Origin of the sequence: Streptomyces sp. Go-475, assembly GCF_003330845.1 — a bacterium.
GTDB lineage: Bacteria > Actinomycetota > Actinomycetes > Streptomycetales > Streptomycetaceae > Streptomyces.
Map to the genome: position 1 here is coordinate 542224 of NZ_CP026121.1, position 15114 is coordinate 557337.

The window sequence follows — 15114 nt, forward strand, 5'->3', positions numbered from 1 at the left end:
GCCTCGGCCTCGGCCTGGTGGCCTCCCGCCATGAGTTTGGCCACCGCCGGCGTGGGTGGGGGCGGAGCTGCGTGGCGGGCGGGACGAGGCGCCCCTTCCTATTCGTCGTAGGTGTGGGTGCCGGCCGGAAGATCACGGTTGCCACCGCCACCGCCGAGGCCGCTCATGATGGCATTGAGTACGCCCTGGTGGCTCACCGCCAGAGTGCGTCGGTTGATCAGCCCGAAACCGTACCGTCCGGTTGCGCCGTTGTCCCAGTAGACCGTGGCCGCTCCGTACTTCTTGGCGGTGGACACGACGGCGCGCACGTAGTCCGCGCGACACCTCGGATTCGCTGAATCGAACGACGACTTGTCGATCGCACCGTATTCACCGACGACCACCGGGTATCCCCGCACGACGAACTTGTCGTACATCTTCTTCAACTGCGCGTCCAGATGGTCTTCCTGTCCCCAGGTCGACGTCTTCGACGGGTTGGTCGCTGCTCGCCCCCACTGCGTGATCGTGCCGCTTTCCGCTCCGGCGAAGTCCCACGGGTCGTAGTAGTGCACGGAGATCATGATGCGCTGCTCATTGCTGGGGATGGAGGGCGAGCGGTACTGGTCGGTCGGCAGCACGAAGCCGTAGTTCCCCGCGGTGTAGTCGATGTTCGTGTTCCAGCCGGGAACGAGCAGCCACCGGGAAGCATTGTTCCCGCCGGTCCTCCGGACGGTGTCCACGAAGATCTGGTTGTAGCTGTTGATGTTCGAGTAGCACGGCTGGGTGGGGCGGCCGAACTGACCGTCGAAGTTCTCGTTCATGGACTCCAGGATCAGGCGCTGGTCGTAGTTCTGGAACCTCGTCGCGATCTGCTGCCAGACCTTCTGGTACTTCGCCCTGATCGCCGTCTGGTTGGCCGAGTCACAGATCAGCCAGGAGCCGTTGATGGTCTTGTAGCCGTCGCCGTGCATGTTGATCAGCACGTACAGGCCGCGGTTGTAGGCGTAGTTGACGACTTCCTGGATCCTGTTCAGCCAGGCGGCCTTGATCCTGTAGTCCGGGCCGGGACCTATGTGCCCCAGATAGGAGACCGGGATGCGGATGGTTTTGAATCCTGCGGATTTCACCTTGTCGATGAGGGCCTGCGTGATGACCGGCTGACCCCATGCCGTTTCGCTCGGATATCCGTTGGAGTTGGCCTCCATCTGGTTCCCCAGGTTCCAGCCGGCGCCCATGTCGGCGACGATCTGCGAGGCGTTCAGTTGTCTCGTGGTGTCGGCCGATGCCTGGTTCGTCAGGCCGCCGACAGAGGCGACGACCGACAACATCAGGGCCAGGCACACTGCTTTGAGTTTTCCTGCTGGTGAAACCATGGATATGCCCGTCTCCTTGGTCACTTGGGTTCGAAGGTCCAGACCGTGCTCGCGTCGGTGGCTCCGGTGTTCCACCTGACCGCGCCGGAGGAGGTCGCGTGCAGGTACTCGATGCCCGCGCTCTGGTTGTTGGGGCGGAAGCCTCCGGAGGAGACCGGTTCCAGATTCCAGAGCGAGTCGGCTGCGACCGCGCCGGAGTTCCAGAAGACGGCGTTGCCGGTGGCGCCGGCGGTCAGGTGGAACCGTCCGGTCCTGACGTTGCGGACCGTCCAGGCGCCGGACGTGGTCCGGGTGAGGATCCAGTCCTGGTCGTCGTAGGTGGCGGCGGGGGCGAGAACCACCGCGCCGTCCGCGTCGGTGTCGAGGTACGTGCCTGCCGACGAGTTCCTGATCTTGTACGTTTCCCCGCTGACAGGACCGGAGGAGCCGCCGGAGTAGGCGACGCGGACGCATTCGCCCGCGTTCAGGTTGATGGTGATTCTTCCGCCCGAGGGGCTGTAGGACTTCGCTGCGGTCCGCACCCAGGTGTTGTCGCTGCCGTAGCAGCCGCTTTCCACGGACCCGATCGATCCGCCGGGCAGCGTGTAGGTCGCGGCCTTGGTGCTGAGCACGGCGATTTCGGTGGGGCTGTGTTTGACGGCGATGCCCTGCCCCCCGCTGGAGGTCGCGTAGGACACGCTCTGACCGTCGAGTTGCTTGGTGGTGTTGCTGCTCGCGGTGGCGGTGCGGTTGAACGTCTGCAGCCTGGTACCGCCACGCTCGACGGGGCGCTTGGTCGCGAGATCCGTACTGATCTTGTTGATCAGCTGGTTCATGGCGGCGACCTTGGGGGAAACGGCCTTGCGGGTCACCGCCTTCGTCGTCGGGTCGAAGTCGTACAGCGCCTTGTCGGAGCTGCCGCTGCGGGCGTCCGGGTCCACGGCCGCGTAGAGGTTGTATGCCGCGTTGCCCGCGACGGCGTTGAACTTGAGAATGTCGGCGGTGGAATTGCCCGCGTAGTTCTCCATGATCATCGGGAAGTTCCGGCCCTGGGCCCAGAAGGCGTCCTGCCCGTAGTCGAACACGTAGTCCGTGCTGGTCGTGTACGGGTCGTAGCCGAAGAAGTCGAGATACGCGACGCCCCGGGCGCGACGGGCCTCGTTGTCGGCGATATCCGCGTCACCTTTGGGATTCGACCTGGTGTAGACGACGTAGTCGGACTCCTTGACGGCCTGGCCGAGTCCGCTGAGATAGTTCAGCAGCACGTCCTTGCGGAATTCTGTCGCGTTCGTGTATCCGCCGCTTCGCCACAGGGCGTTGCTGTAGGAGCTGTAGCTGCGGTCGATCCTGACGTCCCACAGTCCCGAGACGTTCGGCTCGTTCAGCAGTTGCACGCCCACCACGGTGTGTTCGGTGTCGTAGGCCGCGACGTGGTTCATGAGCCGGCCCAGGGCGTATTTCTCCCGGCTGAGCAGGTTGGGGTCGGTCTTGTCCAGCAGTCCGAAGCCTTCCGGCGGCTCGCCCGGTTCGCCGGTGCCCTTCTTCCGCAACTCCGTGCCATCGCTACGGACCACGTACTGGTAGCCGTTCAGGACATAGGACGGCAGTCGGGCCGGGAAGCTGAAACCGGTGGAGTCGTGCCCGAACCACAGATATTCGAGCTTGAGGCGGTACTCCTTGCACCAGTCGATCATCCGGTCGACGTCTGCCCAGCTGAAGTTGTCCCTGGAGGTTTCGATCTTCGACCACCAGATGGGTATGTTCACGATGTTGAAGCCGTCCTGGGCGACCATTCCCAGCACCGGCTTCAGCTGGGCGTCGGTCCAGCCGTAGCTGTACCGGTGCTTTTCGTACCGGAACTGGATACCGCTGTGGTAGAACGGCTTGCCGTCGACCATCAGGACCAGCTTGTCGTACGTGGACCGCGTCGTGTCCACATATGACACCGTTGTCGCCGCCCCGGCCGCGCCTGCCGAGCGCTCAGCGCCGAACAGACTCAGACCCACCCCGCCGACACCTGCCGCTCCGGCGGTGGCGAGAAATCTGCGGCGCGGCCACAGATCGGTTCTCGGCTCCATTGCCTTTCCTTCCCTCTGTCGAATCGTGCCGGGGAGTTTCCGCCTCCTAGTACTCCAGCCGTAGATCGTGATCTTCATGACTGATTCGCGTCTTGCCGGCGGTAATGGCTGGCTTGGGCTTGGTGGCGGCGTCGCCAGGCGGACCAGGCGAGCCGGTGGGCCGCGTCGTGCACGGGCTGGACGACCAGCGTCGTGAATAGCCGCTGGATCTCGTTGCAGGTGAGCGGGATGAGCCGTCAGGTGCGGGGTGCCGGGCGTGTTCGTCGGCGCGGACAACGGCGACGAAGGCGTTGCGAAGACGGTGTCCTCGCCCAGTCCCGCGGCCCGGCAGCGGTGCGGATCGCACGTCCACGACCGCGGTACGTACAGCTCCCGGTCCACCGCCGCGTGCCCGCGCAGGCCCGCATAGACGAGGTAGACAGCGACCTGGGAGTTTTCGATCCTCCCGGCGGTGCCGGTGTACTGGCGCTGGACACCCACGGTGTGCGTGCCCTTCTTCACGTCCCCGGTCTCATCGACCACCAGCACCGCATCCTCGTCGTGCAGGTGTTCCAGGACGTGTTCGCGCACGTCGTCGCGCACATCATCGGCATCCCACCTGGCCCGGCCGAGCAGATGCTGCATGCCGTCCGGCGTGGCCTGTCCGGCCCACTCGGCGATGCTCCAGCAGTTCTTTCGCGGCAGATCCGACAGGAGCCCCAGCACCAAGTCCCTCACCCGGCGCCGGGGTTCGACCCGTGCGAACCGGATCGCTATCCGGCTCATCAGGACCTCGAACGCTTGCTGCCAGCGGGCAGGGTCTACGCTGTGACCTGCGGCCACCACAAGATCGTTAGTCTTCACACACCGATGATCAGCGGTGGCCGCAGCCTTTCTGCAGCCGGTCCACCAGCAAGATCACGGTCTACGGCTGAAGGTCGCGCTGGTACCAGATGCCTGACTTGCCGCCGAGATCGGCCGGGGCAGCCGGGCCAACCGAGACGAACCCGGCCTTGGTCAACACCTTCTGGGACGCAACATTGTCGTGGGAGGTGGCCGCCCGTAGTGTGCGCAGCCCGTGCCGCGCCGCCGCCAGCTGGCAAAGCTCCTGGACGGTCGCGGTCGCCACGCCGCGGCCGGCGACCTGCTGCGCGACCCGGTAGCCGAGTCTCGCAGTGCTGTCCACCAAGTCGTACAGGTTGAACCTGCCGAGTACCGAGCTGTCCTCGGCGACGAGCACGTAGAAGGCGCAGCTGCCGGCCTCCTGCTCGGCCAGCGAGGCGTTGTACCGGTCGGTGAACTGGTCGAAGAAGTCGTCGCCGCGGTCGGAGATCGAGGCAGCGAAGTAGGTGCGGTTCGCCAGCTCGAAGGCCAGGACCGCCGGGGCGTGGTCGGCATGCAGCCGCTTCAGCTCGGGCATCGCCCGACTCTACGCAGATCGTGCGCTGAGGACACCTGGGTTTCCGCCAGTGCAGACAGCCCCAAGACCAGGGGACATAACGATCTACGGCTGGAGTACTGGCGGGTGTGCGTAGGAGTCGGTCCGCCGGGCAGGAGTGGGCACGTGCTCTGGTGGGCCCTGATGCCGGTCCAGTCCATGAGCGGGCAGCCGCGAGGAGCACGAGACCGACCGCGGACGCGAGCCACCTCAACACCCGGTTCAAAAAGCGGGGCTCCGCCCGGCCGGCGTGCGCTTCACTTCGACGCATAGAGCTCAACCTCCGGATACTCGTCCCACCAGCGACGCGATTCCCATGCGCATGACAACCCGCAATGAGATTCGCGCCGGTCGCTCAGGACTGGGTGAAGCCGTTCATGATGACGGTGGGACGCTGCGTGGAGGAGTCCCAGGCACCCATGTTGTAACCGGTGAACGGGGACATGCACTCCGGCTCCCAGTAGAAGATGCCCTGTCCTCCGTTGGCCTTCAGCGCCTTGGTGTAGGCGACCAGCGCGGCCTGGGTGGATGAGGCCCTGTCGACCCGGCCGCCGAACTCGCTCTGGAGGAACGGTTTGCCGTAGGCATCGGAGATCCTCTTCATGTTCGCCACGATCCCGGGAGCGACGTCGGCGCTGCCGTAGGAGGAGAACACCGACATGTCCCACTTGCCGCCGTTCGCGGCGTAGCGGCTGAAGAACGTCGTCATCACGTCGTACTTCTGCGGCTGGGCGAGGTGGATGCACACGGTCGAGTTCGGTGACACGGCCTTGACCTGGGTGTACGCCGCGTTGAGCAGCCCTGTCATCTGCGCCGGGTTCGAGACGCTGCCGACGGGACGGCAGATCCCGCTGTTGATCTCGTTGCCGATCTGGACCCAGGTGGGGAGCACGTCGTTGTTCTTCATGACCGTCATGGTCTGGTTCACGTACGTGCTCAGCGCGGTGCGCATCTGGCTGTAGCTCATGTTCCGCCAGGCAGCGGGCGGGTTCTGCACACCGACGGAGTTCCATGTGTCGCCGAACATGTAGTCGAGCATGATCGACATTCCGGCGGCCTTGACCCGCTTGGCGAAGGCGGAGACCTCGTTGATGCCGCAGTGCCCGTCCGTGGGGCTGCTGGAGGGGTTGACGAACGTGCGTAACCGCACCGCGCTGATGCCGTACCCCTCGAGAATGGTGAGCAGGTCCTGCTGCTGACCGCTCGCGTTCTTCCAGGAGAAGCCGCGCGCCTCCATCTGCGGCACCCAGCTGATGTCGACGCCTTTGACGAAACCCGCGGCGGCGTTGGCCGGCGTCTCGAGTTCGGCGAGCACGGCGGCGGTGGCGAGCGCCCCGGCGGTGGCGGTGGTGGCCTTGAGCAGGGTCCTCCGGCTGATCCGCCCGGAACCGGCTGCGGAACCGGATACAGGGGTGGGGGGCATGGCGCTCCTTCCTGTGCGCCGACCGCACGCGAGCCGTCCCGGTCGTTGCGTGTTCGGTCGTTGCGGGTGGCAGTTGCCCCGGGGTTCCGGGCGGGGCTCGGTGCGGAGGTGGGCCGCCCGTGAACTGGCGCCATCGACGACAGCGGCACCCGCCTGGCGTTGTGAACGTTCACAGTCAGATCGAAAAACGAAGGCGCGAAGGCCTTTCCCGTGAGCTTTTGGTGGGACCTTGTCCTCTGGCGGCTCAGTGGTGGGGAGCGTTCACAACAGCTGCCCCGCATCACGCAGTTTCCAGACCGCACTCCCGCCTGTCAATCCACGCGCAGAGCCGACTTCACGCATCCGAACAAGGCCGAACATCGAGCTTCAACAGAACTCTTGACGCTGCCTCAGCGTGTTCCTACTCTCCGTGGGAGCGTTCCCATGCTTGCCCGGAGTGAACGATCACCTTCCTGCCCCACCAGAGCCGCGTTCACTCGGCACCCCCCACGCATCGGAGGTCATCGTGACCGAGGCACGTCGACACCCCGCCTTCACGGCACGATCCCGGAGACCGGGAGGCCGCTCCAGAGGCCCGACATCTGCGACGGCCAGGCCTCGCTCGCCGACCCCGCAGCCTCAACTGCTCCGGGCGAACGCGCTCATGAACAGCCGATCACCGCACCACGTCTTCGAACTGCTCCCGCCACGCAGGAAGGGACAGGCATGCGCAGAACCCGGCAATCACCGCTCCCACGAATCCTCTTGACCACGCTTCTGCTCGCGCTCGGCCTGGCACTCGTACCGTCGACCGCCGCCGCCCCCGCCGCCACAGCCGCCACCGCCGCTGCCCCCGTACGCATCATGCCGCTGGGCGACTCGATCACCGGCTCGCCGGGGTGCTGGCGGGCCCTGCTGTGGAACCGTCTGCAGAGCACCGGATACAGGAACATCGACTTCGTCGGCACCCTCAACCAGCGGGGCTGCCCCCAGGCGCACGACGGCGACAACGAGGGCCACGGCGGTGAGCTCGTGACCAACGTGGCGAACCGGAACCTGCTGCCCGGCAGGCTCGCTGCCACGCGTCCGGACATCGTTGTCATGCACTTCGGCACCAACGACGTGTGGAGCAGCGTCTCCACCGACACCATCCTCGCCGCGTACACGAAGCTGGTGCAGCAGATGCGGGCGTCGAATCCGAACATGAAGATCCTCGTCGCGCAGCTGATACCGATGAACCCGTCGGGCTGCACCGGCTGCGCCCAGCGCGTGACCGCCCTGAACGCACGGATCCCCGGCTGGGCGCGGGCGTCCAGCACGAGCCGCTCCCCGGTGACGGTGGTCGACCAGTGGACGGGGTTCAACACCGCCTCCGACACGTACGACGGCGTGCACCCCTCCGCCTCCGGCAACGAGAAGATCGCCGCCCGCTGGTACCCCGCCCTCACCACCGCCCTCGGCCGCGCCGTGCCGAGCGCCGTGGGCGACGGCCGGCACTCCCCCGGCCATCGTCAGCTGCACAGCACGGCCCGCCATCTCCTGAACACCCCGTCCCCGTCCTAACACCCCGTCCCCGTCGTAACACCCCGTCCCCGTCGTATGGGAGCCCACATGAGATCTTCCACCCGCACCGCCCCACGCGTGACCGCCGTCCTGGCCACCCTCCTTGGCCTGCTCGTCCCCTTGCTCGGTTTCGGCACGTCCGCTCACGCCGCGCCCACCGGCTTCCGCGTCCAGAACGGCCGGCTGCTGGAGGCGAACGGGAACGACTTCGTCATGCGGGGCGTCAACCACGCCCACACCTGGTATCCGAGCCGGATCAGCTCCATCGCCCACATCAAGGCCAAGCGCGCCAACACCGTCCGCGTCGTCCTCGCCAACGGTGACCGCTGGGCCCGCAACGACACGGCCGACGTGGCGAACGTCGTCTCCCAGTGCAAGCGCAACCGGCTCATCTGCGTCCTGGAGGTCCACGACACCACGGGCTACGGCGACCAGAGCGGAGCGACCACCCTCTCCCGCGCCGCCGACTACTGGATCAGCGTCAAGAGCGCCCTGACCGGCCAGGAGAGCTACGTCATCGTCAACATCGGCAACGAGCCGATCGGCAACAACAACGCCTCCAGGTGGACCGCCGACACCAAGGCGGCCATCCAGAAGCTGCGGAACGCCGGGTTCAACCACACCCTCATGGTGGACGCGCCCAACTGGGGCCAGGACTGGTCCTTCATCATGCGGGACAACGCCGCGTCGGTCTTCGCCGCCGACCGGGACCGCAACACCGTCTTCTCGGTCCACATGTACGGCGTCTACAACACGGCCGCGAAGGTCAACGACTATCTGAACCGCTTCGTCGCCGCGAAACTCCCCATCGTCGTGGGCGAGTTCGGTCACAACCACTCCGACGGCAACCCCGACGAGGACGCCATCCTGGCGGCGGCCCAGCGGCTGGGCATCGGCTACCTCGGCTGGTCGTGGAGCGGCAACGGCAGCGATGTGCAGTACCTGGACCTGGTGACCAGCTTCGACCCCAACCGGCTCACCAGCTGGGGCCAGCGCCTCTTCAACGGTGCGAACGGCATCGCCGCCACCGCCAAGGAGGCCTCGGTCTACTCCGGCACCGCGCGTACCACTGCCCCGGCCGCTTCCCTGACCACCCCCCTGGCCGAGCGCTGAGCCCTACGCTGTCATGCGCATGCCACTCCTTGATCCATCCGCCGACCCGGCTCCCGTAGCCACCACAGAGGTATGGAGGAACAGGACGATGCATCCGAGCGTCACCGACGGCCCGGTGTCCGAGGACACCCGGACCACCAGGGCGAGACTTCGCCGGACCGGCCGGACGGTCGGGTTACGGGCGGCCGTGGTCGCGGCCGTGACCGGCCTGCTCACCGCACTGGTCGCGATCCAGCCGGCCTCGGCGCGGCCGACGTCCGCTCAGGACAACCCGTACCAGCGGGGCCCCGACCCCACCGTGAGCAGCGTCGCGGCCCAGCGGGGAACGTTCGCCACCGCGGAGATGACCGTGCCGCCCGGCAACGGCTTCAACGGCGGGAAGATCTACTACCCGACCGACACCAGCCAGGGCACCTGGGGCGCGGTCGCGGCCGTGCCCGGCTACACCGCCAAGTGGGCCGCCGAAGGCGCCTGGATGGGACCCTGGCTGGCGTCCTTCGGGTTCGTCGTCATCGGCATCGACACCAACAGCCCCAATGACTACGACACCGCCCGCGGCACCCAGTTGCTGGCGGCTCTGGACTACCTCACCCAGAGGAGCCCGGTGCGCGACCGTGTCGACCCCAGCCGGCTGGGCGTCATCGGACACTCCATGGGTGGCGGCGGCGCCATCAGCGCAGCCCTGCGACGACCGTCGCTGAAGGCCGCGCTCCCGCTCGCCCCCTTCTCCCCCTCGCAGAACCTGTCGAATCTGCGGGTGCCGACGATGATCATGGGCGCCCGGGACGACGGCACGGTCACCCCGTCCTACCTCAACGGGCTCTACGGCGGCGTGCCGGCCACCACACAGAGCGCCTTCATCGAGCTCAGCAGCGGCGGCCACGGCTTCCCCACGTGGGGGAACTCCAACGTGACGCGCCGCACGATCCCGTGGCTCAAGATCTTCCTCGACAACGACACCAGGTACACCCAGTTCCTGTGCCCGTCGCTGGCGGACCGCACCGGCGTCTCCCGGTCCCTGACCAAGTGCCCGTACGTGCCGCCCGGCGGCACGACCCCGCCCCCGCCGAGTGGCGGGCAGATCGTCGGCGCCGCCTCCGACCGCTGCCTCGACGTGCCCAACTCGTCGCAGACCAACGGCACTCAGCTCCAGCTGTGGGACTGCCTGGACGACCGGGCCGGCCAGAAGTGGACCCGCACCGCCGCCGGGGAACTGCGCGTCCACGGCACCAAGTGCCTGGACGCCGAGGCCTCGGGAACCTCTCCCGGCACACGGGTCGTCATCTGGGACTGCCACGGCGGGCAGAACCAGCAGTGGAACGTCAACGCGAACGGCTCGATCACCAGCGCCCGTTCCGGCCTGTGCCTGGACGCGTACAACGCCGGCACCGGCAACGGAACCCAAGTGGTGCTGTGGAACTGCAACGGCGGGTCCAACCAGCGGTGGGCCCTCGGATAAGGCGGCCCTGAGCCAGTTCCCGAAGCTCGACCAAGCCGAAGTGCCGGGCACACACGCCCGGCACTTCGGTCACCGCCCAGCGGTCTGTCGTCCGTGTCGGCGACCTGCGGCCCGCTCGGGCAACGCGGGCGGCGATGACACGCGTCGCACGGGACGGCCTCAGCGACATCATGCCCGTCCCCTCTGCGTGGCAGCCGCCCGCAGTTCGCCGCGATCGAGCGCCCGCTCCGGCAGCGCCTCGCCTCGCCGAGCCCGGCCGCTACGCCCTCGCCGCCCCGCCGGTGGGCTCCCGAAGCCCACGCGTCCGGCCGCCGGCCTTCTAACGGACCAGCGGGAGGAAGATCGTGTCGACGATTTCCTCGATCACCTCGGGTGCGACCGGGCGTAGCGTCATCATCGCCTCGGCTCGAAGCAGGTCGAAGGGGAGTGACGCGATCCGTGGGGTGAGCTTGGCCGGATCGAGTTCGCCGCGCTCGATGGCACGTTCCATGATCTCGTCGCGTCCGGAACGGCGTCCGGCGCTGATCGTCTCGTGCAGCTTGGCGAAGCTGGTCTCGGTCTCGGCGAAGTAGTCGGCGAGCAGCAGGCTGAGTTGCGCGAGGAACGGACCGCGCTTCTCGCTCATCTCGGTGAGGGTGGCGATCAGGTCGCCGCGCAGGGACCCGGTGTCGGCCGGGCTGATCAGCTGGATGACATTGCGGCGTACGACTGCCGCCTCGACCAGCTTCTGCTTGTCCGCCCAGCGCCGATACAGCACCGGTTTGCTGGTGCCGGCTCGCCGGGCGACGGAGTCGAAGGTCAGCTTCGCGTACCCTCGCTCGCTCAACTCGTCCCAGGCCGCTTCGAGGATCGCCGCCTCGAGCGCTTCGCCGCGCCGTCGTCCCACAACACTCCTTAGAAACCTTGACGTTTCTTATCGGCACACCTTACTCTCCCAAATAAGAAACGGATGCGTATCTTACGTGCCGTGTGCGGATCCCCTGACAAGGAGTCCTTGATGCAGCAGAGCAGGACCGGAAGCACAGGCGCCATACCGCACACGAGTGGGAAGGGGCGGCTCGTCGGCCTGGTGGCCGTCCTGACCATGGTGAACTTCGTGGTCGACTCGGCCATCACGGCGCCGCTGGTCGTCCTCCCGGAGATGCTCGACCATTTCCGCACCGACCAGGCGGCGTGGCTCAACGCCACTGCGATGCTCGCGGGAGTGCTGTGGGCACCGCTGCTCGGAAAGAGCGCCGACATCCACGGCAGGCGCAGGGTGCTCGTACTGACGCTGCTCCTCAGCTGCGCGGGCGCCCTCTTATGCGCCGTGGCCTCCGACCTCTGGGTGTTCGTGCCGGGGCGCATGCTGCAGGGAGCGGCTCTGGCCACCGTCTTCCTCTCCGTCGCGATCGTTCGAGGTGTCTGCGCGCCCCGCATCGCGATGATCATCGTGGGCATCGTGACTTCCGGCTCCGCGGTGCTCAACATCGCGTCCCGTTTCCTCATCGAGGAACTGGCCACGGAGTTCGGCTTCCAGATCTTGTTCCTCGGATCGGCCTTCCTCGCGGCCGCGATGGCGATCTGCGTGCGCAAGGTCGTTCCCGAATCCCCGGTCAGGACACCGGGGAAGATCGACGTCGGCGGTGCCCTCCTCCTCGGCGGGGGTCTCGCCGGGGTGCTCAGCTATGTCAGTCTGGGCTCGGACCTCGGCTGGCTCGCCGCCGGGCCGCTGGCTCTCCTCGTCGGTGGCGCCGCGGCATTGGCCAGGTGGTTCCTGGTGTCGAGCCGGAAGCCCGACCCTCTGATCGACGTCAGGGACATGAGCAGGCCATTGGTGCTTACGCTCCTCGTCGTCTTCCTGGCAGCCGGTTCGTACCAGAGCATGCTTCAGCTCGTCTCCCTCATCGGTGACGTCTCGGCGGATCAGCACCTCGGATACGGGCTGGCCGGCCAGGGATCAGTGGCACTGTTGCTCGCGGCGCCCGGAGTCGGCGTCACGCTCGGAGGCCCGGCGGCCGGATGGCTTGCCGCACGCATCGGACCGGCCTTGACGCTGGCCGGGGCGGTCGTGCTCGGAACGGTGGTGACCCTCGGGATGTTCCTCGGGGCTTCCCGGCTTCCCGCCGCGCTCTGCTGCGGATTTCTGCTGGGTGTCACGGTAGGAGCGCTCGGGACATCCGGTTTCAACATGGCGGCGGGCCTGGCGTCCCCCGAACGGCAGGGCATCGTGTCCAGCCTGGTCATGGTCATGGTCTCGATCGGGGCCGTGGTGCTGGACTTCGTGGGCGCGGCCGTACTCAAGTCGACCACCGTGGTCGTCGACGGCGAAACAACGAACTCGGCCACGGGCGTCTTCAGCTACATCGGGATCGCTTCCGTCGCGTTCGCCATCGCCGCGGTGCTGGCCGTCAGGCTCGTGCGGAGCACACGCCTCGGCAGCGACTCGCCGTCGCCCGACCTTGAACGGGAAGCGGTGTGATGGACCTCCGAAAAGGAACGGGCATGAGAACTGCGTCGAAAGGTACGGTCCTGGTTTCCGGCGCGAGCATCGCCGGTCCCGCCGTGGCGTTCTGGCTGCACCGGTACGGATTCGCGGTGACGGTGGTGGAGAAGTCCACCGGACTGCGGGGCGGTGGGTATCCGATCGATGTGCGTGGCACCGCGGTGGAGGTGGCTCGCCGGATGGGAATCCTGCCGCAACTCCAGGAAGCGCATATCGAGTCACGCCGGTTGACCTTCCTCAATGCCGATGGCAGTGAGGCGGCGGTGGTGCGTCCACAGGCGGTGACCGGCGGGGTCGAGGGACGTGACGTCGAGGTGCGTCGCGGTGATGTGGCGGACATCCTGTACGGGACGGTCCGTGACGAGGTGGAGTTCGTGTTCGACGACTCCATCGAGACGCTCACCGAACACGAGCACGGCGTCGACGTCACCTTCCGCAGCGGCGTCCAGCGCAGCTTCGACCTGGTCCTGGGGGCGGACGGGATGCACTCGCGTACCCGGGAGTCCGTATTCGGCCCCGAGCGGCAGTTCCACCGCTATCTGGGGTACTGCTTCGCCATCTTCACCATGCCCAACACCTTTGGGCTCTCCCACGAAGTACTCATCTGGAACACTCCCGGAAGGGCCGCCGCGCTCTACGCGGTCGGCGACAGCGATGAGCTGCACGCGTTCCTCAACTTCACTCACCCGGAACCGCCGTACGAGGTCCTCCGCGACCCCGAGGCGCAACGTGACCTCGTCGCCACCACCTTCGCCGGCGACGGATGGGACATCCCCGCCATGGTCACCGCCATGCGCGACGCGAACGACCCGTTCTTCGACACCGTGAGCCAGGTCCGCATGCCGTGCTGGTCCAGCGGCCGGGTCGCGCTCGTCGGCGATGCCGCGTACGCCCCGTCGTTCCTGACCGGGCAAGGGTCCAGCCTCGCCCTCGTCGGCGCCTATATGCTCGCCGGCTCGCTGGCCGCCCATCGCGACCACACCGCGGCCTTCGCCGCCTACGAACGCGATATCCGCGGATTCGTCGAACTGAACCAGGCACAGGTCGGTGAAGGCGACGCGGCGCTCTTCCCCACCACCGCCGAAGCCCTGGAAAGACGCAACAACAAACTTCGCGGCCTCGTCTCCATGCCACCAGAAACCGGGCGCCCGGCCCACACAGCCCTCACATTGCCCGAATCGTGATGCACGCGCCCGCGATGAACGTGCCGTCCAAGAGGGTGTCCCGCGTGGTCGGGCGGGTGTCAGCGGTCGTCGTTCTCGTCCGGAAGTCCCAAGGTGACGGTGCGGGAGCCCGGAGAGAAGCCGACGAATGAGTGGTCCCAACTCTCCTTGGGCCAGTGGTAGGTCACACGGCCTTCGCCGGGACGGTACTGGGCCGTGTACACCGTGCCCAGCCACTCGTCGTACGCGCATTGGTACAGCGGCGGTCGCAGCATCGCTGCGGCATCGATGCCCGCCGTCTGTATGGCGGCCAGCCGTGTCTGTGTCCGGGTGGTTCGTTCCTGCTCGTCCGGCACCGGCAGGTGCTGGTGGTTGGCGGCACAGGAGGCCGGTGCCTCGGTCAGCGGGATGTCGGGTCCGACGTAGACCGTCACGGTCCGGTTCGCGTCGACGAGGGTGACGTTCTGCGGGATCGCGACGGGCAGGGTGCGCAGTCTGTCCAGTGCCTCGTCGACGGTCCGGCAGGTCTCCAGGAGGTAGCGCAGCACGAGGGGAATGGCGAATCCCGGCCCGTGCACGAACCGTCCGCCGAAGGTGAGCGACACCGCGAGACCGGCGTTGTTCATGCCGTCCAGCAGGCCCCACCCGGCTTCCTGCATGCCGATCACGGGGCGGAGGAAGTGGGAGAAGACGATGGTGCCTTCACAGTGTTCGGGGGCGAAGTCGTAGTTTCTGAGCAAAGTACCGTTGCGGCCGATCTGGGTGCAGCCGGAGAAGAACGGCCGCACCGCTGCCATGGTGAGAAGCGTCCTGGCCTGGGCGGAGGCCAGTTGGCCGGCGAGCCGGTCGAGTGCCGGGACCAGCTCAGGCATGTACTCCTCGAACAGCCGCCGGGCACGGGCCGCACCCTCAGGCGTCCGGCCCTCCTCGGTCAGCCAGTCCTCCGCCCTCACCATGGCCGGCCGGACGCGCTCGGCCCATCGCCCGTCGCCGCCGTCACCGATCTCGATGGCATGGAACGTCTTGACGTATTGACTCATGACGAAGGACTCAACTCCCCTGACAGCCCGTGCGGTCCAGACGCCGACTCCGAGGCTCGACCC

Annotated in this window: 10 protein-coding genes and 2 pseudogenes; 5 read left to right on the forward strand and 7 right to left on the reverse strand. The window is 67.1% G+C overall.

The window, feature by feature from the left end; all coding sequences use genetic code 11:
- Positions 1–98: 98 nt before the first annotated feature.
- The 5 genes and pseudogenes from C1703_RS02535 to C1703_RS02555 all read right to left on the reverse strand — a co-directional run bounded on the left by C1703_RS02535 (position 99) and on the right by C1703_RS02555 (position 6249).
- Positions 99–1376 carry a glycoside hydrolase family 5 protein gene (locus C1703_RS02535; RefSeq protein ID WP_232840389.1) on the reverse strand — a complete coding sequence of 426 codons (1278 nt, stop codon included), beginning with the start codon at positions 1374–1376 and terminating at the stop codon, positions 99–101.
- Positions 1373–3487, reverse strand: coding sequence for a DUF4978 domain-containing protein (locus tag C1703_RS02540; RefSeq protein WP_114250328.1), 2115 nt, complete (start codon positions 3485–3487; stop codon positions 1373–1375). Before C1703_RS02540 ends, C1703_RS02535 begins: the two co-directional genes overlap by 4 nt.
- Before the next feature lie 210 nt (positions 3488–3697).
- Positions 3698–4174 (reverse strand): annotated as a pseudogene (locus tag C1703_RS02545) (IS701 family transposase); the annotation flags it as partial.
- Positions 4175–4313: 139 nt separating this feature from the next.
- The gene (locus C1703_RS02550) at positions 4314–4808 is read right to left on the reverse strand and encodes a GNAT family N-acetyltransferase (RefSeq protein ID WP_114250329.1); all 495 of its coding nucleotides are present in this window, start codon (positions 4806–4808) and stop codon (positions 4314–4316) included.
- A gap of 373 nt (positions 4809–5181) precedes the next feature.
- Positions 5182–6249 (reverse strand): glycosyl hydrolase 53 family protein, encoded by a 1068-nt coding sequence (locus C1703_RS02555; protein WP_114250330.1) that lies wholly within the window; start codon positions 6247–6249, stop codon positions 5182–5184.
- Positions 6250–6954: 705 nt separating this feature from the next.
- On the opposite strand from C1703_RS02555, the pseudogene C1703_RS02560 reads away from it, so the two are divergent.
- The 3 genes and pseudogenes from C1703_RS02560 to C1703_RS02570 form a co-directional block, all read left to right on the forward strand.
- A pseudogene (locus C1703_RS02560) lies at positions 6955–7677 on the forward strand (SGNH/GDSL hydrolase family protein); the annotation flags it as partial.
- Between the two features lie 162 nt (positions 7678–7839).
- On the forward strand, positions 7840–8904 hold the full coding sequence (locus C1703_RS02565; protein WP_114250331.1) for a glycoside hydrolase family 5 protein: 1065 nt from the start codon (positions 7840–7842) through the stop codon (positions 8902–8904).
- 88 nt (positions 8905–8992) lie between these two features.
- Positions 8993–10363, forward strand: coding sequence for a ricin-type beta-trefoil lectin domain protein (locus C1703_RS02570; RefSeq protein ID WP_114250332.1), 1371 nt, complete (start codon positions 8993–8995; stop codon positions 10361–10363).
- 319 nt (positions 10364–10682) lie between these two features.
- Here the strand turns inward: C1703_RS02570 and C1703_RS02575 are convergent, their stop codons facing one another.
- Positions 10683–11249: a TetR/AcrR family transcriptional regulator gene (locus C1703_RS02575; RefSeq protein WP_114250333.1), complete on the reverse strand. Its 567-nt coding sequence runs from the start codon at positions 11247–11249 to the stop codon at positions 10683–10685.
- A gap of 183 nt (positions 11250–11432) precedes the next feature.
- On the opposite strand from C1703_RS02575, the gene C1703_RS02580 reads away from it, so the two are divergent.
- Positions 11433–12824: an MFS transporter gene (locus C1703_RS02580; protein WP_232840390.1), complete on the forward strand. Its 1392-nt coding sequence runs from the start codon at positions 11433–11435 to the stop codon at positions 12822–12824.
- A gap of 23 nt (positions 12825–12847) precedes the next feature.
- Positions 12848–14032: an FAD-dependent monooxygenase gene (locus C1703_RS02585; RefSeq protein ID WP_114250335.1), complete on the forward strand. Its 1185-nt coding sequence runs from the start codon at positions 12848–12850 to the stop codon at positions 14030–14032.
- A 59-nt stretch (positions 14033–14091) separates the two neighbouring features.
- Here C1703_RS02585 and C1703_RS02590 read toward each other — a convergent pair whose 3' ends face one another.
- The gene (locus tag C1703_RS02590; protein WP_114250336.1) at positions 14092–15051 is read right to left on the reverse strand and encodes a C45 family peptidase; all 960 of its coding nucleotides are present in this window, start codon (positions 15049–15051) and stop codon (positions 14092–14094) included.
- Positions 15052–15114: the final 63 nt, after the last annotated feature.

Coding starts and splice junctions, on each gene's coding strand:
- C1703_RS02540 (WP_114250328.1), bottom strand. CDS start 3,487: ATGAAGATCACGATCTACGGCTGGAGTACTAGGAGGCGGAAACTCCCC.
- C1703_RS02550 (WP_114250329.1), bottom strand. CDS start 4,808: ATGCCCGAGCTGAAGCGGCTGCATGCCGACCACGCCCCGGCGGTCCTG.
- C1703_RS02555 (WP_114250330.1), bottom strand. CDS start 6,249: ATGCCCCCCACCCCTGTATCCGGTTCCGCAGCCGGTTCCGGGCGGATC.
- C1703_RS02565 (WP_114250331.1), top strand. CDS start 7,840: ATGAGATCTTCCACCCGCACCGCCCCACGCGTGACCGCCGTCCTGGCC.
- C1703_RS02570 (WP_114250332.1), top strand. CDS start 8,993: ATGCATCCGAGCGTCACCGACGGCCCGGTGTCCGAGGACACCCGGACC.
- C1703_RS02585 (WP_114250335.1), top strand. CDS start 12,848: ATGAGAACTGCGTCGAAAGGTACGGTCCTGGTTTCCGGCGCGAGCATC.
- C1703_RS02590 (WP_114250336.1), bottom strand. CDS start 15,051: ATGAGTCAATACGTCAAGACGTTCCATGCCATCGAGATCGGTGACGGC.